Source organism: Jannaschia seohaensis (genome assembly GCF_900116765.1).
Classification (GTDB): Bacteria; Pseudomonadota; Alphaproteobacteria; order Rhodobacterales; family Rhodobacteraceae; genus Jannaschia; species Jannaschia seohaensis.
The window spans coordinates 17734-38399 of record NZ_UETC01000025.1; the positions used below are offsets into that span (position 1 = coordinate 17734).

Sequence of the window (20666 nt, forward strand, 5' to 3'; positions counted from 1 at the left end):
GACCGACCGAGGGAGGGTCTCCATGAACAGAGCATCCGATGCGGCGCCCGCCACCGGGGCGCCCCACCTGCCGGACTGGCGGGCGCTGCTCGACGCCTCACCAATCGCATCGCTGATCTTCACGCCCGATCTCGTGCTGCTGCATTGCAACGCGGCGCATTCGCGTGCCTCGGGCGTTTCGTGCGACGCGCTCCGCGGTCGCGCCATGTTCGACGTCTTTCCGAAGAATCCGGACGCCGAAGGTCCCGACACCGAAGAGACGATCCGCGCCTCGGTGCGCCGCGCGATCGAGACCTCCGCGCCCGACGAGCCGCCCATCCAGAAGCACGACCTGCCCCGCGCGGACGGAAGTTTCGAGCCGCGCTATTGGCGGATCATCCATACGCCGGTGATCGCGGATGGCCAGGTCGCGGCGATCCGACAGGATAGCTGGGACGTGACGGCCGCCATCCTGGACGCCGAGCGTCAGCAGACCTTGCAGCGCGTCGCGGGGACGCTGGCCGGCATCGCCTTCTGGGAACTCGACCCGGCTGCCGACCGGATCCTGCATTCGCCCGAGTTCGATCTCCTGTTCGGGTTTGCGCCCGCGGAAGGCTCCGATGCGACCCGCCCCTTCTCGACCTATGCGGAGCGCATCCACACCGAAGATCGCGAGATTATCGAAACCGCCATCGCCGCGCTGCTGGCGGAAGGACCTGGCGCGGTGCGGCAGTTGGAATACCGCGTCATTCGGTCCGACGGCGCCATCCGACATGCGCTTCTGCGCGGCGAGACCGTCCGCGCAAGGGGCGGCCGCCTCGTGCTGACGGGCATCACGCTCGACATTACCGATCTGGTCGCGAAGGAAGCGCGGCTCGCAACCCTGCTCGAAGAGAAGGAAGCCTTGCTGGGCGAGGTGAACCATCGGGTCAAGAACTCGCTCCAACTGGTCAGTGCCATCCTGTCGATGGAGGCGCGGCATGCGGCGCCATCGGAGGCCGCGCGCCTGCGCTCGGCGGCGGGCCGGGTCCAGTCGGTCGCCGCCGTCCACGCCTCGCTCTACCAGGGCCAGACCGTCGGCCGGATCGAGATCGCGGCCCATCTGGAGACATTCTGCCAGCGGCTTGCCGCGAGCCTGGGCGCGGCCGATCGAGGGATCTCGCTGGTGGTGGAGGCCGCGCCGGCGCAGCTCTCGGCCAGCAAGGCAATCCCTCTGTCCTTGATCGTAAACGAGTTGGTCACCAATGCGTTCAAACATGCTGCCTTTGAGCCCGAGGCACGCGCCCCCGTGGTCGCTGTCCGCCTGTCGCCCGGCGCGCAGGGCGGCTGGGTGCTCACGGTGTCAGATTCCGGCACCTCTTCGGGAACCGACCGGCCGCCTCAAGCGTCTGTCTCTGACGCCAGCGCGGACCCGCAGGATGGGACGGCCGGGGGATTGGGTAGCAAGTTGATCGACGCGCTCGTGCGGCAGATCGGCGGGACGATCGAGCAAGGACGGGACGACGGATGGACGACACGGATCAGTTTCGAGGATCTGGAGGCGGAGGCCGGGCCCTCCGCGTCCTGATCGTCGAAGATGACGCGCTTATCGCGATGGACGCGGAACTGATGCTCCTCGATGCGGGGCAGCACGTCGTCGGCATCGCCGCCGAAGAGGACGAGGCGGTCCGGATGGCGCTCATCCATCGGCCGGACGTCATTCTGCTCGATCTGCGGCTCGCCAAGGGCGGCTGTGGCCGCCGCGTGGCCGAGCGGCTGGCCGGCGAGGTCGATGTGTCGATCATCTTCGCCTCTGGAAATCTGACCCCGGTCATGCGGGAGCGCCTTGCCGCCCTCTCCCCCGCCGGGATGTTGGGCAAGCCCTACGGTCCCGATCAGCTGATCGGAGCGATCCACGAATTGGCCTGACCGCGCCGCGCTGGGCACCCGTCCGGAGGTCGTCCGCGCCTTATGGCGGGACATCCTGGTGGGCTGGAAGGGGCGGTCGATCCAACTGGGAAGCCGGCCCGCGCTCCGCCATTTCCGCAAATTCGATCCGAGCGGCTTGGGTTGCTGAGCGTTGTCCATTCTGATTTACGCCCGAGGCGTCAGACCTTGGCGCGCGCGTTCTGCGGGTCGCGCCGAGTCAGGGCCACGAACGCCGGGACCGTCCGACCTTCCTGCTGGGTCGGGCCTCCGAGACTAGCTGAGACCAAAGCAAGGCGCATGCACCCGCCTTAGAGACCGGAGGCGGCCAGGTTTCGGCTGCCCCCATTCGCGCCACCGGGATCTTCCTCGCGCGTTTCGTCATCGGGGGACGCCTCCGGTCCACTCACCGAATGCACGATGCAGGGCTCGTCTTCAAACCGGAGCCACCGATCCATGACACTAAAGAAACCACGCTCAAGCCTCGCCGGCTGGATGCTGGTCGCAACGCCCTCCGTCCAGGACAAGGCCTTTCGAAGAGCCGTTGTCCTCGTCTGCGCCCATTCGTCCAGCGGGGCTTTGGGCCTCATGGTGAACCGTCCCGCCCCGAACATGACGCTCCGCCGCCTGTTCAAGGAGAAGGGCGTGGCGGCGCCGACCGTGCCGCTCGGCGTCCCGATCTTCGCTGGCGGGCCGGCGGATATCGACAACGTCATCGTCATGCACAAGCCGGTCGAGGCGGACAACGACGCGACGATCCCGATCACCGATCAGATCGAGATCACGCCGACCTTGGACATGGTCGGCGATCTGGCCTGCGGCCACCCGACCGGCAGCTACGCCGTCACGCTCGGCCATTGCGCATGGAGCGCCGGCGGCATCGAGCGGGAATTGGCGGACGGCACGTGGCTCCTCGCGCCGGCCCGGCCGGAGATCATGTTCAACGCGCCCATCGAAGAGCGGTGGGAGGCGGCGATGCGGTTCATGCGCGTCCCGCCCGAGCGGTTCTCCCCGGTCGCCGGTCACGCCTGAGCCCGGGGCGGCCTCTGACCCGCCCGTCCGGTCTGCCGAATTTATCGGGGCATCTCCCCTCCCGGCGGTTGCAAACCGGCCTGTCAGGGCGCAGGTGGGCGCCCGTTTACCGGGCGGACCACGGTCCGCCGACGGAAGGAGAGACCATATGTGCGGCTTTGTGGTTCTGTGGCGCGTGGGCGACGAGACGCTGGCATCGCGCATGATCGAGAAGATCGCCCATCGGGGACCGGATGCGACGCAGGTTCTGCACCCCGGTGGCGCGCCGATCGTCATGGCGCATTGCCGCCTGTCGATCATCGGCCCCGAGGACGGTGCCCAGCCGATCTATGACGGCGGCGACACGCTGGTGGTGAATGGCGAGATCTACAACCATGCCGATCTGCGCGCGATCCTGGGTGAGAGCGCCTTCGAGACCGCGTCCGATAGCGAGACCGTGCTGCATCTCTACCGCGAGGGTCGCGCGCGCTGGGTGTCCCGGCTGGACGGGATGTTCGCCTTCGTGCTGGCGACCAAGGACCGGATCATCGCCGCCCGCGATCCGCTGGGGATCAAGCCGCTCTATATGGCGCGGATCCGTCGGGCGGACGGCTCGGAGGGGGTGGCCTTTGCCTCGGAGCTAAAGGCGTTCGACGGGGTGGGCCTGTCGGAGGTGGAAGTCGAGGCCATCGCGCCCGGCGCTCTCTTCGACAGCGTCGACGGGGTGCGACCCTGGTATCGGACGCCCGCCGGCACCGCCGAGCTGGAGCCGGGGCTGAGCGAACGCGCGATCTGGTCCGAGCTGCGCCTCGTCTTGGAGGAGGCGGTGGCCAAGTGGATGGTGGCCGATGTGGAGGTCGGGTCGTTCCTCTCTGGCGGGCTGGACAGCTCGATCATCGCGGCGCTAGCGGCGAAGGTGCGCGCGCGGCGCGGGTTGCCGCCGCTCAAGACCTTCGCGGTCGGCACCGAAGGTTCGCCCGATCTGGCCGCCGCGCGCAAGGTCGCCGCGCATATCGGCTCCGATCACCATGAGCATGTCTTCACGCCCGAGGACATCGCCGCCGCCCTGCCCCATGTGATCTATCACCTGGAATCGGCGGATGTGGATCTCGTCCGCTCTGCGGTGCCCACCCATTTCGCGGCCCGGCTCGCCCGCGCCCAGGTCAAGGCGGTGCTGACCGGCGAAGGGGCCGACGAGCTGTTCGCGGGCTACACTTATCACCACGATTATGTGGACGATCCGCGCGGGCTGGCCGACGAGCTGACGCGCTCGCTGGGAACGATGCACAACATCAACCTCCAGCGCGTCGACCGCGTCACCATGGCCGAGAGCCTGGAGGCCCGGACGCCCTTCCTCGACCGCGACCTGATCGACTTCGCCCAGTCGATCCCCGCCGCGCTGAAGCTGCGGCGGACGGACCCGGACGCGGCGGAGAGCACCGGCGCCACCACCGAGAAGTGGATCCTGCGGAAGGCCTGCGCCGACCTGTTGCCGCACGACCTGGTCTGGCGCAAAAAGGCGCAGTTCGACGAAGGCTCCGGCATGGTCGACGCGCTTCAGGACGCGCTGCGGCTGGCGGGGGCAGAGACCCCCGTGACGCGCGCGACCGAAAGGGCCTATTACGAGGCACAGCTGCGCTCAGCCTTCGAGACCCCCGACCGCATCCTCGCCAATGCCGGCGCCTGGACGGCGGACAGGGTCGCGACCGGCTGACGCGACATAACCTGACGAACGAGGGAGGGCGCCGATGGCCACCCGCTTCCGAACGGTCGGCGCCGCACAGATGGCCTCGGCGACCGGCGACATCGCGGCCAATCTCGCAGTGCATCGCGACTTCATCGCGCAGGCGGCCGCGGTGGGGGTGGACGTGCTGGTCTTCCCGGAGCTATCGCTGGTCGGCCATTACGGCGCGGAAGCTCTGTTGGACGTCGCGATGAGCCGCAGCGATCCCCGTCTGCTGGAGTTGAGCCGGGCGGCGGGCGACATGCGGATCGTGGTCGGCTTCGTCGAGGAATCCGCTGGCGCGCAGTTCTACAACGCCGCCGCGGTGCTCCAAAACGGCCGGCTGCTCTACATCCACCGTAAGATCAACCTGCCCTCCTACGGGCGGCTGATCGAGACGAAGTATTACGCGCATGGGCGCTTCGTCGACACGCATGCCATGGACGAGGACTGGGTCATGGGTCTGCTGATCTGCGCGGACCTCTACAACCCCGCGCTCGTCCACCTGGCCTTTCTCCATGGCGCGACCTTTCTCGCCGCGCCGATCTCCAGCGGGCGCGAGGCGGTGGGCGACGAGTTCGACAACCCCTGGTCCTGGGCGACGACGATCCAGTTCTACGCGATGATGTATGGTGCCCCGCTGGTGATGGTGAACCGCGTCGGGACCGAGGGCGACCTGAGCTTCTGGGGCGGCTCGCGCATTCTGGACGCGCATGGCCGGGTGCTGGCACAGGGCGGCGCGAGCGAGGAGCTGATCACCGCCCAGCTCGACTATGCCGATACGCGCCGCGCGCGCGCCATGCTGCCCACGGTCCGTGACAGCAACCTCGCGCTGGTCCAACGCGAGACGAACCGCCTCATCGAACGCCTCGGCGTCCCGGACGTGGTGCGGGACGAGTAACGACGGGCGCGGTGAATGGAGGCGAGGGCCAAGTCCGTCTCGGGACGACGCCCGGCGCTCTGCCCCGGCTTTAGCGCACGCCGGTCTCGTCGCCCCGTCCGGGAGGATCGTCATAGACCGACCAGCCGGAGCCGGCCTCGTTCTCGGGCAGTTCGCTCCGGCGCATGTTGCGCGCCATGTAGGTCTTGGCGATGAAATTGGCGGTGATCGGCGCGGTCAGGAACAGGAACAGCGTGATCAGCAATTCATGCACCGACAGCGTTCCGGTCTTGGCCGCGAAAAAGATCATCGACGCGATCAGCACGCCGCCGACTCCGAGTGTGGTGGCCTTGGTCGGCGCATGCAGGCGTTGGAGCGATCCTTTCAGCTTGATCAGACCATAGGAGCCGACGAAGCCGAAGATGCCGCTGACGACCAGGGCAAGCGCGATCAGAAGCTCTGCGAGGAAACTCATTGCGCCCTCCTTATTCGATGATGTCGCCGCGCAGGACGAAGCGGCAATAGGCGACCGTGGAGACGAACCCCACCATCGCGATCAGCATCGCCGCCTCGAAATAGATCGCGGTGCCGCGCCAGATCCCATAAAGCACGAGCAGCGCGATCATGTTGATCACCATCGTGTCGAGGGCGAGGATCCGGTCCGCCGCATCCGGGCCGACAGCAATCCGCCACAGATCCAGCAAAAGCGCGACCCCGTAGCAGCCAGCCGCGAACAAAAGAGCGATTTCGATCATGGGAATATCTCCAGCAGGCGGCTCTCGTAACGGGACTTGATCTCGTCACGGACGGCGTCGGGGTCGTCGGTGTGCAGGCAATGCACGAGGATCGCACTGGCATCGGCCGCGAGTGTCGCGGACACGGTGCCGGGCGTCATGGTGATGGTGCCCGCCAGCACCGTGATCGCCTCGGCCGAGGTCAGCTTGAGCGGCACCTTGATCCAGTGGGACCGGATCTCGGGCTCCTTGCGGAAAAGGATGATCATGGCGACCTGGACGTTCGCGACGACGATATCCCAGAGCACGATCGCGATGTATTCCGCGATCTTGAACGGCCGCGCGAGTCTCGGACGGTTGGGCCAGTAAGGCGCGGTAAGCATCGGGATGACGAGCCCGAACGCGGCCCCGAGGATCAGGTTGCCGAGCGTGAACTTGTTCACCAGCCCGATCCAGACGAGGAGCAGCGTCAGGCTGAGCAGCGGGTGCGGGATCAGACGATTGAGCATGGCTCTCAGCCCTCTTCCTCTTGGACGGCCGCGTCGGCGTCTTGATCCGCCTCTCCGACCCGCTCCTCCAAGCCAACCACGGCGGCGATGTAGCTCTCGCGTGCGAAAAGCTGGTCGGTGGTGCCCTGCATGTAGCGAGACACCGGACCGGCGAAGGCCGCGAGCAGGGCGAGCAGGGCGAGGCCGGTCATGGCAGGAGCCAGTTCCGCGGCGCTCGCCGGTCTCGGCGCGGGCGGCGCGGCTTCGGGCGCCGGGATCGCCGTGGATTTCCAGAACAGCGCGCTCCCGGCGCGGGCGAAGCCCAGGATCGTCACGAGCGAGCCGGCGAGGATCGCCGTCCAGGTCCAGCCGATGACGCCGGGCGCGCGCATCGCGTCCAGCACCAGGAGCTTGCCGAGAAACCCGCTCAGCGGCGGCATGCCCGCCATGGCGATGGCCCCCGCGAAGAAGAGCGCTGCAAAAAGCCCGTTCTGGCCGGTCGCGGGAGCGGGCTCGAGACTGTCAGCGGTTCGCCGCGTGACGACGAGATCCGCCACCAGGAAAAGACAGGCGGCGGCGAAGGTCGAATGGACCAGGTAGTAGAGCGCGGCCGAGATCGCCTCCGCAGAGAAGGCCGACACGGCGACCAGAAGCGTGCCCATCGACCCCAGCACAGAGAAGCCGATGAGTGGCATCAAGCGGCGCGCACCGAGCACGCCGATCGCGCCCACCGCGATGGTGACGATGGCGGCCGGGAACAGCCAAGTGCCGGCAAGATTCTCCGTACCCGGCACGCCGGGGCCGAAAGCCAGGGTGTGCACCCGGATGATGGCGTAGGCGCCGACTTTGGTCATGATCGCAAAGAGCGCGGCGACCGGCGCGGGCGCGTTGGCATAGGTCGCGGGCAACCAGAACTGCACCGGGAAAAGCGCGGCTTTCACGGCGAAAACGATCATCAAGAGGATAGCCGCGACCCGGACCAGCGCCGCATCTTCGGCCGCGATCTCGGGGATCTTGGCCGCCATGTCGGCGATATTGAGCGTGCCGACCGAGGCATAGAGCGTGCCGAGCGCGAAAAGGAACAGCGTCGAGCCGGCGAGGTTCATCACCACATATTGCAGGCCCGCGCGGATCCGCTCCTTGCCGCCTGCATGGATCATCAGGCCGTAGGACGCGATCAGAAGCACCTCGAAGAACACGAAGAGGTTGAAGATGTCGCCGGTCAGGAACGCTCCGCAGATGCCCATGAGCTGGAACTGATAGAGCGTGTGGAAATGCCGCCCCCGCGCATCCCAGCCCGTGGCGATGGCGTGGATCAGCACGATCAGCGCGAGCACCGCGGTCAGAAGCACCATCAGCGCCGAAAGCCGGTCGAGAACCAGGACGATGCCGAACGGCGCGGGCCAGTTGCCGAGCCGGTAGACATAGGTGGTGCCGTCGGCCGCGAAGACGGCGAGACCGATGGCGACCCCGAGCAGCAGAACCGCGCCCGCGACGGAAGCGACCCGCGCGAGCACCATGTCATGGCGCATCACGAAGCCGATCAGCGGGGCGAGCAGCGCGGGAAGGACGACGGGCAGAATGATCCAGTGCAGCATCAGCGCGCGTCCTCAGCGGCGGCATCTTCGGATGCGGCGTCGATATCGATGCGGTCACTTCCCGCTTCGAGATAGGCCCCAAGCCCGATCATCACCAGAACCGCCGTCATTCCGAAGGAAATCACGATCGCCGTGAGGACCAGCGCCTGGGGCAGCGGATCGGTATACGTGGCGTCCCCGTATTTCGACAGGATCGGGGACTGGTCGATCGCAAGCCGACCGCTTGCGAAGAGAAAGACGTTCACGGCATAGGACAGGAGCGCCAGGCCGAGGATCACCGCGAATGTCCGCAGCCGAAGCATCAGGTAGACGCCCCCCGCCGTCAGCACGCCGACGGTGCTTGCGACAATCAGTTCCATCTTAGCGCTCTCCCTGGGGCTGAACGGCCGGTTGTCTTGGGTCGAAATCCATCGGGTCCGGATTGAGCGTCTCTCCCGCGAAGCGCGCGATCCGGCTCAACGAGTAAAGCATCAGCATCACGGCGCCCAGAACAGTCAGGAACACGCCCAGGTCGAACAGCGCCGCGGTCGCCAATTCGAACTCCTCGATGGGGGGCAGATGCACATAGGTGTAGGAACTCGTCAGGAAGGGCCGGCCCGCGAGCCACGACCCCACGCCCGTCAGACCCGCGATGACCACGCCGAGGCCGATCATGGTGTGATATTCGATCTTCTTGCGCTCCTGCGTCCAGGCGAAGCCCGAGGCCATGTACTGCATCAGCAGCGCGATGGAGATCACCAGCCCGGCCACGAAGCCGCCGCCCGGCTCGTTATGGCCGCGCAGGAAGATATAGAGCCCGACGACGACTGCGATGGGCATCAGCACCCGCGTGACCACGACCATCATCAGCGGATGGCGGTCGCGCGACCGGTTCCGCGAATAGTCGGTGTTCTTGAGCCGCCGCCCCGCCGGACCGTCGAGCAAGGCATGCATCAGCGCGTAGATCACGAAGCCGGCGATGCCCAGCACGATGATCTCGCCATAGGTATCGTAGCCTCGGAAATCGACGAGGATGACGTTGACGACATTGGTGCCGCCGCCGCCTTCATAGCTGTTGGCGATGTGGAAATCCGAGATCGTATCGATGTCGCGCCGCAGGAAAGCATAGGCGAGCCCCGCCACGCCGAGCCCCGCCGCGCCTGCGATCGCCCCATCCCGGACACGCCGCACGGTGGAGCTTTCCACCGGCGTCGTCTGAGGCATGTAGTGCAGCGCGAGCAACAGCAACATGATCGTCACGGTCTCGACCGAGATCTGCGTGAGCGCGAGATCGGGCGCCGAGAGATAGGCGAAGCCGGCGGAAATCGACAGACCGATGACGCCCAGGACGGTAAGCGCGAGGAAGCGCTGGCGATGCTGCAGGACGACGAAGCCCGTCGCCACCACCAGCATGATCCATCCCACCGCGATCACCGGCGGCACAGGCAGCAGGCCGCGCGTCGGCTCGGACAGGCCCGCGCCGGCATAGGCGATCCAGCCGAGGCCGACGGCCGTCACGGTGAAGATCGCGAGATAGCGGCTGATGGCGCCGTTATGGCCGAGTTCGGTGATGCGGCGGGTCAGCGTGACGGCGCCCGCCACGAGCGCGTCGAAGATCGCCTTGGCTTCGGGCCGCGGCGCGGCGAGCCACGCCCGGTCGAGCGGCCGATGCAGCGCCAGCAGAGCCAGACCGCCGAGCACCGCGATGCCGGACATGTAGAGCGCGGGCGTGACCCCGTGCCAGATCTTCAGATGCGGCTCCAACTCCGCGCCCGTGACCGCGCTGGCCGCCGCGGCCACGATCCCATCGGCGAGGAAGGGCGCGAGACCGATCACGACCACCAACACCGCCAGCAGCGCGGGCGCGGCCCACATCCCGAAGGGCGGATCATGCGGCTTGTGCGGGTAATCGTCCCGAACGGGCCCGAGGAAGACATGGGCGATGAAGCGGAACGAGTAGGCGACCGACAGAAGCGCGCCCAGCGTCGCAAGCACGGGAACGACATAGTGGCTGTCGAGCCACGTCGTGTGGGAGGCCTCCTCCAGCATCATCTCCTTGGACAGGAAGCCGTTGAAGAGCGGGATCCCGGCCATCGACAGCGCCGCCACGGTTCCGATGACGAAGGTGACGGGCATGAGATGGCGCAGCCCTCCGAGGCGCTTGATGTCGCGCGTATGGGTCTCGTGATCGACGATGCCCGCCGTCATGAAGAGCGCGGCCTTGAAGGTCAGGTGGTTGATGATGTGGAACACCGCCGCGACCGCCGCCGCCTCCGTCCCGAAGCCCAGCAGCATGGTCAGAAGGCCCAGATGGCTGACCGTCGAGAAGGCCAGCAGCGCCTTCAGATCGTCCTTGAACAGCGCGATAAGCGCGCCGAGCACCATGGTCACAAGGCCCGTCGTCGCCACGATATAGAACCAGGCATCGGTGCCCGAAAGCACGGGCCACATCCGCGCCATCAGGAAGACGCCCGCCTTCACCATCGTGGCGGAGTGCAGATAGGCGGAGACCGGAGTCGGCGCGGCCATCGCGTGCGGCAGCCAGAAATGGAACGGGAACTGGGCCGATTTGGTGAAGGCGCCCAGCAGGATCAGGATCAGCGCGGGCAGATACCACTCCGACGCCCGGATCGCCTCACCCGCCTGGAGGATATCGGTGAGGTTGTAGCTGCCCGCGATGTTTCCGAGGATCAGCATTCCGCCGATCATCGCCAGCCCGCCCCCGCCGGTCACGGTCAAGGCCATCCGCGCGCCCTGGCGCCCCTCTGGGAGGTGCTTCCAATAGCCGATCAACAGGAAGGACGACAGCGAGGTCAGCTCCCAGAAGATCAGCAGAAGCAGGATGTTATCCGAGATGACGATCCCCAGCATCGCGCCCTGAAAGAGCAGCAGATAGGTATAGAATTGCCCCATCGGGTCCTCGCCCGACAGGTAGAAGCGCGCATAGAGCGTGATCAGAAGCCCGACGCCCAGGATCATGCAGGCAAAGAGCAATCCGAGCCCGTCGAGAAAGAACGACACCGACAGGCCGAGTTGCGGAAGCCACTCGATCTCGCCCTGGATCACCTCCCCGCGCAGAACCGCCGGCGCCAGTGTTAGCAGCATGGTCAGTGCGACAAATGTCGGCACCGCGGTCGAAATCGCGCAAACGGTCCGCCCGGCGCGGATCATCAGCCCCGGGACGAGGGCCCCAAGGAAAGGCAGCAGCGCGATGACAAAAAGGAGGTGTCCCCCGAGGCTCATGGTCTCGCCTTACCTTCGTGTTGTTCAGACCCGAGGCTATCGGGCGGATCGGGAGGCTACAACCAACCGTTTTGCTGCGCAGCCACGGCTGCGGCCCCCGGACCCGAAAGATCGCCCTGCCCGGCGACCGCACGGTCCCGCGCTTCGGTCCCGAACCTGCCCCCGGAAAGACATCCATCAGTCCCCATTCGGGCGTCTGCGACGGACTGCGTCCCTGGAGACGCCCCCTGGTTCGGCGAGCCGGTCGAGACCTGGAGGCCTGTTCCCGAGGGCATGGACCGGCCCGGCTGGACAGACCGGCCCCACCCGGAACGGCACGTCAGCGCGGCCCCGCCCTTCGATGGGCACTGTCCGGGAGGCTGCTCAGGATTGAGACCGTCCGGGCCATCCGTTCGGCGGCATGCGGCGCCTCACGGCTTTGTCGGTTGACGGAAAGGATCGTTCCGCGATTCGTTGAAGGATGATCCGCACCGCGCTCTTCACGATTGCCACTTCGGCCGCGCTCTGGGGCACGCCCGGCCCTTCCTCCGCGATGGAAGTCGACCTGGAGCTTGTTCTTCTCGTCGATGTCTCGCGGTCGATGACCGAGCGTGAACTCGAGATTCAGAGGCAAGGCTACGCGGCCGCCCTGCGGTCGGACGACGTCTTCGCCGCCATTCGGTCGGGTCTGCTGCAACGGGTGGCTCTGACTTACGTTGAATGGGCCGGCACTCAGGACGTGGTCGTCGATTGGAGGCTTCTGGAAACACGCGCGGATCTCGATGATTTTGCGCATGTCCTGACCACGCGCTTCGATCCTGCGCTTCGCCGCACCTCGATCTCCGAAGCCCTGATATTCGGGGCCGAGATGATCGAAAACAACGCGTTCTATGGCCTGCGCAAGGTGATCGACGTGTCTGGCGACGGCCCCAACAATCAGGGTCGCCCGGTCCTGGAGGCGCGGGACGCGGTGCTGTCGCAATCTATCGTCATCAACGGCTTGCCGCTGATGACGCGCGAGGGGATGGGCAGTCAGTGGCACCTCGAGGACCTCGACATCTATTACAGGAGCTGCGTCATCGGCGGTCCGGGCTCCTTCGTGATCCCAGTGCTTGACTGGCAAGACTTCGCGGAAGCCGTGCGCCGCAAGCTGGTGCTCGAAATCGCGTTGGTGCCGTCGTTCGAGCAAGTCGTGCCAGTGCAATACAGCCCGGAGACACCCTATGACTGCCTGGTCGGGGAGAAGGCCTGGGAGCGGCGCCAACAATATTGGTCCCTGCCCTGACCCGAGGAGCCCTGGCATGAAATGGGAATGACAGCGCGCCCGTCCGGTCCCAGTTCCGTTGAACCGCGCCGCTTCCCGGGTTCGAATGCCCCCGCTCTCGTTGCCCAGGCGCGGGAAGGCCATCAGTCCCTCCGACCCGCCCTGCCATAGCCCATCCCCGGGCCGCATCGCGACCCGACGGGACCAGCGCGCGCCTCCCGCCCTCTCCGCAACCGCCCTCATCGGCAGCGTCGCATGCCGGGCTAAAGGAGCCCGCAAGCCACGGCCGTCCCAACCTCGATCAGAGACTTGAGACAGCGGCGTGGCTCTGGGGCACAAATCGGTTGACGGCCGAGGTTCCCTTTCACCGGAGGGGCTTATCCCACAGTGTCCGTGACGGGTATACCGGGCGCGGTGTAGCCGTTCAGCATGGCGATCCGGACCCGAAGCTCTGCGGCCTGGCGGTCGAGGGCAGATCGCTGCGCCCCGAGCCACCTTCCCCTCACAGGCCCCGGTCGGATGTCAGTCGATGCCCGGGATTGCCTGGACCTCGATCCTGTAGCGCTCGGTGGATCGCGCGTTGTCGTTGCCGTCCGCGACCTCGATGATGTAGCGACCGGGGACGAGACCGTCGATCTCGGCGACGGTATCTCCGCCCTCCGCCAGTGGCGCATTCCAGCCCGAAACAACGGCGCCGCCTTCGTTTCGCAGTCGGAAGTGCAGGTCGAGTTCTGCGGGGACGGATGTGAGCGCGACCCGCAGCCCTCCGGGCGCGTCGAGCGTCACGGCGAACCAGTCACGGTCATCCTCGGGAAAGATCGCGGCCTCCCGGGGCGTGCCCAGGGTCAGCGCCGCCGCGGTGCCGGATCCGTCACTGGGCTCGGTCGTGTCGCCGGTCGGGGTAAAGGCCGTCGACAGGCGGTAGGGCTCGGCGCTGCGGGCATTGTCGCCCCCGTCGGCCAGTTCCAGCAGATAGCGCCCCGCGCGCGGAAGGTCGATCACGGTGCGCGTCGGCCCTCCGGCGGCAAGCGGCGCGGCCCAGCCGGTGATCGTCTCCTTATCCGCGTTCCAGGCCCGCACCACGATGTCCAGTTCGGGCGCGACCTCGGACGCCTCGACGCTGAGCGCGCCCTGGTCGCCAACCTCAATGGCATACCAATCGCGATCGCCGCGGGGCAGGATATTGGCCTGCACGTCCGCCCCCGCGGTCAACCGCGTTGCATCCCCAAAGCGGTTGTTCGGCTCGCCGCGATCGGCGGTCGCGGCGAGAGAGACCTGGAGATCGTAGGGCGCGGCGCTGCGCGCGTTGTCGCCGCCGTCGCGTAGTTCCAGGTACCAGCGGCCAGGATGCGGGATGTCCACCACCTGCACGTTATCGCCGCCCTCGCGCAGCGGAGAGAACCAGCCGGCCAGGACGTCGCGGTCTTCAGACCAGACCCGGAAGACGACGTCGAGCTCCGGGGGAGGCGACGTGATGGAGACTGTCAGCGCCCCCTGCTCCGGCAGGTCGAGCGCATACCAGTCCGCATCGGCCCTCGGCAGGATCGCCGCCTCGACAGGGGTGTCGAGTGCCAGGGGCTGCGCCGTGCCGGCGGACACGTTCGGCTCTCCGCTGTCGGGCGTCGGCGTGAAAGCCGTGGTCAGGGTGTAGGGCAATGCGCTGCGGGCGTCGTCGCCGCCGTCGCGCAGTTCGATCAGGTAGGTCCCAGGCCGCGGCAGGTCGGTGACGCCGGCCAGGTCCGCGCCCGGGCCGATCGGGCGATACCAGCCGGCCAGCACGTCTTTGTTCGCGGTCCAGACCCTGTAATGCAGGTCGAGCTCGGGCGCGACATCGCCCAAGATCACGTCGAGCGCGCCCTGATGGTCGACGGTGACCGCGTACCAATCCACGTCGCCCCGAGGCAGGATGGCATCCTGAACCGAGGCACCGATGACCAGCGGGTGGGCGAGGTCGAATCGGTCGTTGGGCTCTGTCGCGTCCGGCGTCGCGGTGAAGCTGGCGGTGACGGCGTAAGGTTCGACCGAGCGGGCGTTGTCCCCGCCGTCGCGCAACTCGATCCAGTAGTCTCCGGCGGCGGGCAAGTCCGCCGTGCCGCTGGTTTCGCCGCCCTCCCGCGCCGGAGCGGTCCAGTTCTGCAAGACCGCGCGTTCCGCGCTCCAGACCCGGTAAGTGACATCGAGGGTCTCGGGCACGTCCGTTACCATCAGCGCCAGTTCGCCGGCGTGATCGACCGTCACGCGGTACCAGTCCACGTCGCCCTCGGGCAGGATCGTGGCCCGAAGAGGCCCGGCCATCGGCAAGCGCAGGGCGGTCGCGGCGGCGAAGCTGTTATTCGGCTCACCCGCGTCATCCGTCGCGGTGAAGGCGAAAGACAGCGCGTAGTCGGCGTCCGAGAACGCGTCGTCGCCCCCGTCCCGCAACTCAAGCCAGTAGCGCCCCGGCTCCGGCAGGTCGATCACCGCGCGCAACTCCGCGCCCTGCCGCATCGGACGGAACCAGCCCGACAACACGTCCTTGTTGCGGGTCCAGGCCCGGAGACTGAGATCCAACTCGCTCGGAACGGCGGTCGTGCTGACGATCAGTTCGCCCTGCCGGGGCACCTCGATCATGAACCAATCGACGTCGTCCTCGGGCGTGATACGGCCCGTGACGGGCCCGGATGGCGAGACCCGATTGGCCTGCGAGAACTTGTCGTTCGGCTCGTCCTCGGCGCTCATCAGCGGGGTCAGACCGCTCACCCCAGTCGCGGCCGCCAGCGCGCCGGTCAATGAGGCCGGATCGTCGGACGCGTGGTAGGTTCCGCCCGCGGCCTCGGCCATGCGTCGCAGCTGATCCTCGGCCGAGCCAGAGACCTCCATGCCGATGATGTGCACCTCGATCTCGATCTCGCCTGGGACCTGCGCAGCGGCCGCGCCGGCGAGGACCAGCACCACGATCAACACTGGGAAAATCCGGGTCATGGTCTGGCTCCGTTGCATGGTGACACGCTTATTGGCCGATTGCGGCGACCGGGTCGCCGCCACAGCTTTCCTCGCCATCGGTCAACAATATGAAGCGCTTGCGCGCACCGCGCGCCTCGGTCTGAAGGTAGGTTCGACCCTGGGCCGACGCGGCGGCCAGCGGGGTCGAGCCGCTGGGCCGGATGCCGGGCAGCACGGCGATGATTTCTCCGGGGTCGGTGGTGAACGGAACTTCGAGCCGGATACTTCCGCAGTCATAGAACACCATCAGCGCAACCTCGATGTCGCCGCCGGCCTGGATCCCTTGCAGGACAGCCGTAGCGGCGGCGCGGGCCTTCTCGATGCGGCCGTCGTCGCCCATGCTGCCGGAGGCGTCGAAAACGATCAGGATCGACTCGGCCAGCGTGGGCGTAGGCCGCGAGCTGATGGACCAGATGTCGGAATAGAGCAGCAGCGCGTCCGCGAGGCATTGCTCATAGCCCCTCTGCGCGATGTCCAGCAGGACCTCGGATGCATCGACCTCCCCGAAGATCGCGTCGATTTCCTGTTCGGGTGTCTGGCCCTGCGGACCTGCAGTAGCCTGCGGGCAACGCGCCTTCGCCGCATCGACGAGGGCCTGCAAGGAGGCGAGGTCGGGCGCGTCGTCGATGGACCGGTAGGTATAACCACGGCTTCCAAACCAATCCCCCTCGACGCCGTATTGGCAGGACAGCGCCGGCGACAAGGCCGTGTCGAGTGCTTGGAGGATGCCGCGCAGCTCGGCGCCCAGCGGACCGGAGCGATGGGGCTCCAGCGCCGCGCGGACGAGATCCGCGCGCTGCTCGGCCTGGGTGATCAGACCCGTGACCCTCCGCTGGGCTGCATGCATCGCTCCCTTCGCCGTCGCGAAATCCGCTGCGATCGACGCAGCATCGGCGGCGCGCAGATCGGCCAGCCAGCCGTCGAGCCGTGCGAGGTCCTGGGCCACGAGATCGAGCCGGAGCCCGGACTGGGGCGCCTGGCTGGCGCTCGTCACTTGGCGCCGGATCTCTGCGATATCGGAATGGGCTTTCCGAGCGGCCTCGACACCGGCTTGCGCCTGCGCCGCGCCGTCGCGCGCGGATTGAACCAGCGCGAGCGCCGCAGGCTGGTCGGCGGCAGTGTCGATGCCGTCGCGCGCGGTGCAGGCGGCGTTCAAGCCCGCCTGCGCCTCGGCGAGCCCGCTGTCGAAGACGCTCCTTAGGCGCCGCGCCTCGGTCAGATCGCCCGCGAGTGACGCGCCGTCAGGGCCGCAGTCGGGAATGTCACGGGCCCGTATGCGGATGTCGAAGGCGATGCTGCTGAGCCTTGCCATCGCCGCACGGGCCGCTTCCGCCTCGGTCTTGGCCGCATCGTAGGCCGCACAGGCCGCGACGGCGCCGGCGGCGGCCCGCGCCACGGCATCGGCGTCGGCCTGACTTCCGGTGATGGCCGCGCGCGCGTCGCGCGTGAGCTGCGCCGCCTCCGCATCTGTCATCGCGGCCAGCGCAAGCGCCGAGAGCCGCTGCCCCAGAGCCTGCGCGAAGGCGTCGCTCGACGCCATCAATTCGGCCTGCGCCGCGTCTATCTCGGCGGTCAGCCGGCGCTCTTCCTCGGCGATGCGGCTGGCGACGAGATCGCTGATCCAACTGCGCGGCGACTGGCCCGTTGTGCGATAGGCCTCCAGCATCTGCATCCGGATCGTGTCCGGGTCGATATTCGCCGCAAGCAGCGCGCGGTCGAACTCCCGATCGGCATAGGCGGCCCCGCCGAGCAGGGCGCAGCGATCATATTCGCTGAGGCTCGACGCGGCGTTCCGGGTCCGATTGTAGGTGGTCACATAGGCCTGAAGGCAAGTGTCGATGAAGTAGTCCGAAAGCGCGCCCTGCGACCAGCGGATGAACTGTTTTTCGTAGGCTATCACCTGCAAATAGGCCTGTCCGGGCGCGACCCCGAGATCGGTGAACGCCCAGTCGATCACGCCGGCGACGGTGTTCTGGGACAGGCTCTCGAGCTCCGAGATCGCCTCGCCTTTGACGATCTGGAAGGCCTGCCCGGTGTCGCCGCGCAGCAGCGCCGTGCCGACCTGCTGCAAGCTGCCCGCGCGGTTCACAAGCGTGTCCCAGACCAGCTTGGTCTGATCGTGTCCCTTTTCCTCCAGGATATCGCCGACGATCGATGCGAAGAGGGTCGCGCCGACGCGCGGCATCTCCTTCTTCAGGGCGGTATAATTGCCCGCGCTGGCCGCGCCGGCCATCTGTGCGAATCGTGCCGCGTCGGCGCGCAAGGCATCCGCGGCCATCAACGCGTACTTCGAGGAGTATTTCCGCCAGGCGCTCTCGTTTTGCGGCGTGTAGAGGTCGTCGAGACGTTGGCTGAGCGTCTTGGCGGCTTCTTCGTCGGCGGTTCGTTGTGCCACCTGGCCGGCGCGCACGGCGGTCAGTTCGTCATGGAGCGCCTGCAAGATCTGGTTCTGATCTTGCTCGCTAAGGACCGCCCAGATGGTCCCGTCGAACGGCCCGGCCGAGGCGCGCGGCATCGACAGCGTCAGCGCGAGCGCCACGACGCCGACGAAGCGGAGAGCGCGGACGCATAGCCCGCACGGCCTGTTCAGAAGGGCTGAGGTCATCGAGCTTGCCACTTGCTTTCATCCTGCGCGCGCGCCCGACTTCGACAGCGAGCGCATAACAGTGACAGTGTAGCGCCCGGGACGAGCCGCGGAATGACGTCGGTCAAGAGCTCCGGCCCACACTGATCATGGGCGCGGCGGCCGTTTGGCCGGGCGCGGCGTTACGCCCTTCGATCGATGAGCGCGGGGTGGGGACCACGCGGGCAAGCCGTCGATGCGCCGGCCCCGTTCAGAACGGCTGGACATGCCTCGCCCCGGCGGAGACCATCCCGGCGAGGAGGAGCGTGACATGCACAAGAAGGTGATTGCGGGCGCAGATGCGGCGGCCCTGATCCAGGATGGGGATGTGCTCACGACCTCTGGCTTCGTTGGCATCGGTGTGCCGGACGCACTCCTCTCTGCGGTCGAAACGCGGTTCTTGGAGACCGGGCATCCCAGGAACCTGTCGCTGGTGTTCGCGGCAGGACAGGGGGATGGCGGCGAGCGGGGGCTGAACCGCCTCGGGCATGAGGGCCTGCTGCGCCGGGTCGTCGGCGGCCATTGGGGCCTTATTCCGAAGGTCGCGGCCCTCGCCGTCGAGGGCAAGATCGAGGGGTGGAACCTCCCGCAGGGATGTATCAGCCAACTTTTCCGCGATGCCGCGGCGGGAAAGCCCGGGATGCTGACCAAGGTCGGCCTGGACACGTTCGTCGATCCGCGAAACGGGGGTGGGGCCGTCAACGACATTTCCGTCGAGCCTCAGGTCGAATTGATGACGCGGGGCGACGAGGAATACCTGTTCTATCCCGCGCCGAAGCTGACCGTCGCGCTCCTGCGCGGCACCACGGCCGATGAGGCCGGAAACGTCACGATGGAACGCGAGGCGCTCATCATCGACAACTTGGCCCAGGCGATGGCCGTGAAGAACGCGGGCGGGATCGTCATCGTGCAGGTCGAGCGCCTTGCCCGCGGTCGCAGCCTCCCCGCGCGGGAGGTGCAGATCCCGGGGATCTTCGTCGATGCGGTCGTCGTCGCGCCGCCCGAGCTTCACATGCAGACCTACAGAACGGCGTTCTCACACGCCTTCACCAATCGCATCCGCCCGCCTGCCGGTGAAATCCCGCATATGCCGCTGGATGCCCGGAAGGTCATCGCGCGGCGCTGCGCGTTCGAGCTTCCGGTCAACGGGGTGATCAATCTGGGCATCGGCATGCCCGAAGGCGTCGCCGCAGTTTCGGCCGAGGAGGGTCTGCTGGATCACGTCACACTGACGGCCGAGCCGGGTGTCGTCGGGGGACAGCCCGCCTCAGGCCTCGATTTCGGCGCGGCCGTCGATGTGGACGCCGTCGTGCCTCAGAGCGCCCAATTCGATTTCTACGATGGCGGCGGGCTCGCCGGGGCGGGCGGGTTCATCAATATCAGCCAGAACGCGAAGTCGCTCGTCTTCGCCGGAACCTTCACGGCAAAGGGCATCGATGTGGACATCCGCGACGGGGCGCTGACCATCCGCAAGGAGGGAACGTCCCGGAAGTTCCTTGAGGCCGTCGAACAGGTGACCTTCTCCGGCAGACGCGCCGCGCGGCTCGGCCAACCCGTGCTATACGTGACTGAGCGATGCGTCTTTCAGTTGCGGCCCGACGGCCTTCACCTGATCGAAGTCGCCCCGGGTGTGGAGATCGAACGCGACATCGTCGGCCAGATGGCGTTTCGGCCGATCATCGAAGAAGTCCGGATCATGGACGCGCGCATCTTCCAGCCCGAGCCGATGGACCTGAAACGGGAGCTCCTGCACCTCGATCTGCCGGACAGAATTGCCTTGGACGCCGGCACGGGACGTCTGTTCATCAATTTCGAGAAGATGAGAATCCGGTCGCTGGACGAAATCGAACAGGTCCGTCGACAGGTGATCGAGGTCTGCGGCCTGCTGAGGGACAAAGTGGATGTCGTCGTGAACTACGACGGGTTCCAGCTCGAGGACGATATAACGAAAGACTACGCCGACATGGTCGCGGATCTGGAGAGCCGGTTCTACAAGACGGTGACGCGCTACTCGGGGTCTGCGTTCATGCGATTGAAGTTGGGCGAAACCCTTCCGAAGGCGTCGCCACATATCTTTGAGACCCGTGAGGCGGCACAAGCGTTTCTCGACCGGCCGACATGAGTCGTATCATTGGGCCTCGACGGCGTGACCGTCTTCGTCGCGTATCGTCGATGACCCACTTTAAAGCAACGGACGCGTTCGTAGACTCGGGACTATGTCGGGTGGCGTAGTTATGATTCACGTTGTGCAGGAGGGCTTTGGCGATGCCTGCACCGC

General features: G+C 67.0%; 15 protein-coding genes. 7 read left to right on the plus strand and 8 right to left on the minus strand.

Annotation, left to right across the window (positions count from 1 at the left end; translation table 11 throughout):
- The first annotated feature begins 22 nt into the window (after nt 1-22).
- The 5 genes from DTQ71_RS22540 to DTQ71_RS22560 all read left to right on the plus strand — a co-directional run bounded on the left by DTQ71_RS22540 (nt 23) and on the right by DTQ71_RS22560 (nt 5519).
- Nucleotides 23-1546, plus strand: a complete 1524-nt coding sequence (locus DTQ71_RS22540) for a sensor histidine kinase (protein WP_109566535.1) — start codon at nt 23-25, stop codon at nt 1544-1546.
- 41 nt (nt 1547-1587) lie between these two features.
- Complete coding sequence (locus DTQ71_RS22545) at nt 1588-1887, plus strand: response regulator (RefSeq protein ID WP_245947711.1); 300 nt, start codon at nt 1588-1590, stop codon at nt 1885-1887.
- Nucleotides 1888-2340: 453 nt separating this feature from the next.
- The gene (locus tag DTQ71_RS22550) at nt 2341-2916 is read left to right on the plus strand and encodes a YqgE/AlgH family protein (RefSeq protein ID WP_170125555.1); all 576 of its coding nucleotides are present in this window, start codon (nt 2341-2343) and stop codon (nt 2914-2916) included.
- 148 nt (nt 2917-3064) lie between these two features.
- Entirely contained in the window at nt 3065-4609 is a 1545-nt protein-coding gene (gene asnB, locus DTQ71_RS22555; RefSeq protein ID WP_109566538.1) for an asparagine synthase (glutamine-hydrolyzing), read from the plus strand.
- 34 nt (nt 4610-4643) lie between these two features.
- Complete coding sequence (locus DTQ71_RS22560; RefSeq protein ID WP_109566539.1) at nt 4644-5519, plus strand: nitrilase-related carbon-nitrogen hydrolase; 876 nt, start codon at nt 4644-4646, stop codon at nt 5517-5519.
- A gap of 70 nt (nt 5520-5589) precedes the next feature.
- Here DTQ71_RS22560 and DTQ71_RS22565 read toward each other — a convergent pair whose 3' ends face one another.
- The 6 genes from DTQ71_RS22565 to DTQ71_RS22590 are packed head-to-tail and all read right to left on the minus strand — an operon-like array spanning nt 5590 to nt 11540.
- Nucleotides 5590-5973: a Na+/H+ antiporter subunit G gene (locus DTQ71_RS22565; protein WP_109566540.1), complete on the minus strand. Its 384-nt coding sequence runs from the start codon at nt 5971-5973 to the stop codon at nt 5590-5592.
- Between the two features lie 10 nt (nt 5974-5983).
- Nucleotides 5984-6253, minus strand: coding sequence for a K+/H+ antiporter subunit F (locus DTQ71_RS22570; RefSeq protein WP_109566541.1), 270 nt, complete (start codon nt 6251-6253; stop codon nt 5984-5986).
- Nucleotides 6250-6741 (minus strand): Na+/H+ antiporter subunit E, encoded by a 492-nt coding sequence (locus DTQ71_RS22575; protein WP_109566542.1) that lies wholly within the window; start codon nt 6739-6741, stop codon nt 6250-6252. Before DTQ71_RS22575 ends, DTQ71_RS22570 begins: the two co-directional genes overlap by 4 nt.
- Nucleotides 6742-6746: 5 nt before the next feature.
- Nucleotides 6747-8318 (minus strand): monovalent cation/H+ antiporter subunit D, encoded by a 1572-nt coding sequence (locus tag DTQ71_RS22580; protein ID WP_109566543.1) that lies wholly within the window; start codon nt 8316-8318, stop codon nt 6747-6749.
- Complete coding sequence (locus tag DTQ71_RS22585; RefSeq protein WP_109566544.1) at nt 8318-8677, minus strand: Na+/H+ antiporter subunit C; 360 nt, start codon at nt 8675-8677, stop codon at nt 8318-8320. Before DTQ71_RS22585 ends, DTQ71_RS22580 begins: the two co-directional genes overlap by 1 nt.
- 1 nt (nt 8678) lies before the next feature.
- The gene (locus DTQ71_RS22590) at nt 8679-11540 is read right to left on the minus strand and encodes a monovalent cation/H+ antiporter subunit A (RefSeq protein ID WP_109566545.1); all 2862 of its coding nucleotides are present in this window, start codon (nt 11538-11540) and stop codon (nt 8679-8681) included.
- A gap of 460 nt (nt 11541-12000) precedes the next feature.
- Here DTQ71_RS22590 and DTQ71_RS22595 point away from each other — a divergent pair, with 460 nt between their 5' ends.
- Nucleotides 12001-12804, plus strand: coding sequence for a DUF1194 domain-containing protein (locus DTQ71_RS22595; RefSeq protein ID WP_170125556.1), 804 nt, complete (start codon nt 12001-12003; stop codon nt 12802-12804).
- Between the two features lie 501 nt (nt 12805-13305).
- Here the strand turns inward: DTQ71_RS22595 and DTQ71_RS22600 are convergent.
- Nucleotides 13306-15744: a PPC domain-containing protein gene (locus tag DTQ71_RS22600; protein ID WP_146204924.1), complete on the minus strand. Its 2439-nt coding sequence runs from the start codon at nt 15742-15744 to the stop codon at nt 13306-13308.
- Between the two features lie 28 nt (nt 15745-15772).
- Entirely contained in the window at nt 15773-18370 is a 2598-nt protein-coding gene (locus tag DTQ71_RS22605) for a vWA domain-containing protein (RefSeq protein WP_109566547.1), read from the minus strand.
- A gap of 289 nt (nt 18371-18659) precedes the next feature.
- Between DTQ71_RS22605 and DTQ71_RS22610 the strand changes: the two genes are divergently transcribed.
- The gene (locus tag DTQ71_RS22610; RefSeq protein WP_109566548.1) at nt 18660-20510 is read left to right on the plus strand and encodes an acyl CoA:acetate/3-ketoacid CoA transferase; all 1851 of its coding nucleotides are present in this window, start codon (nt 18660-18662) and stop codon (nt 20508-20510) included.
- Nucleotides 20511-20666 lie beyond the last annotated feature (156 nt).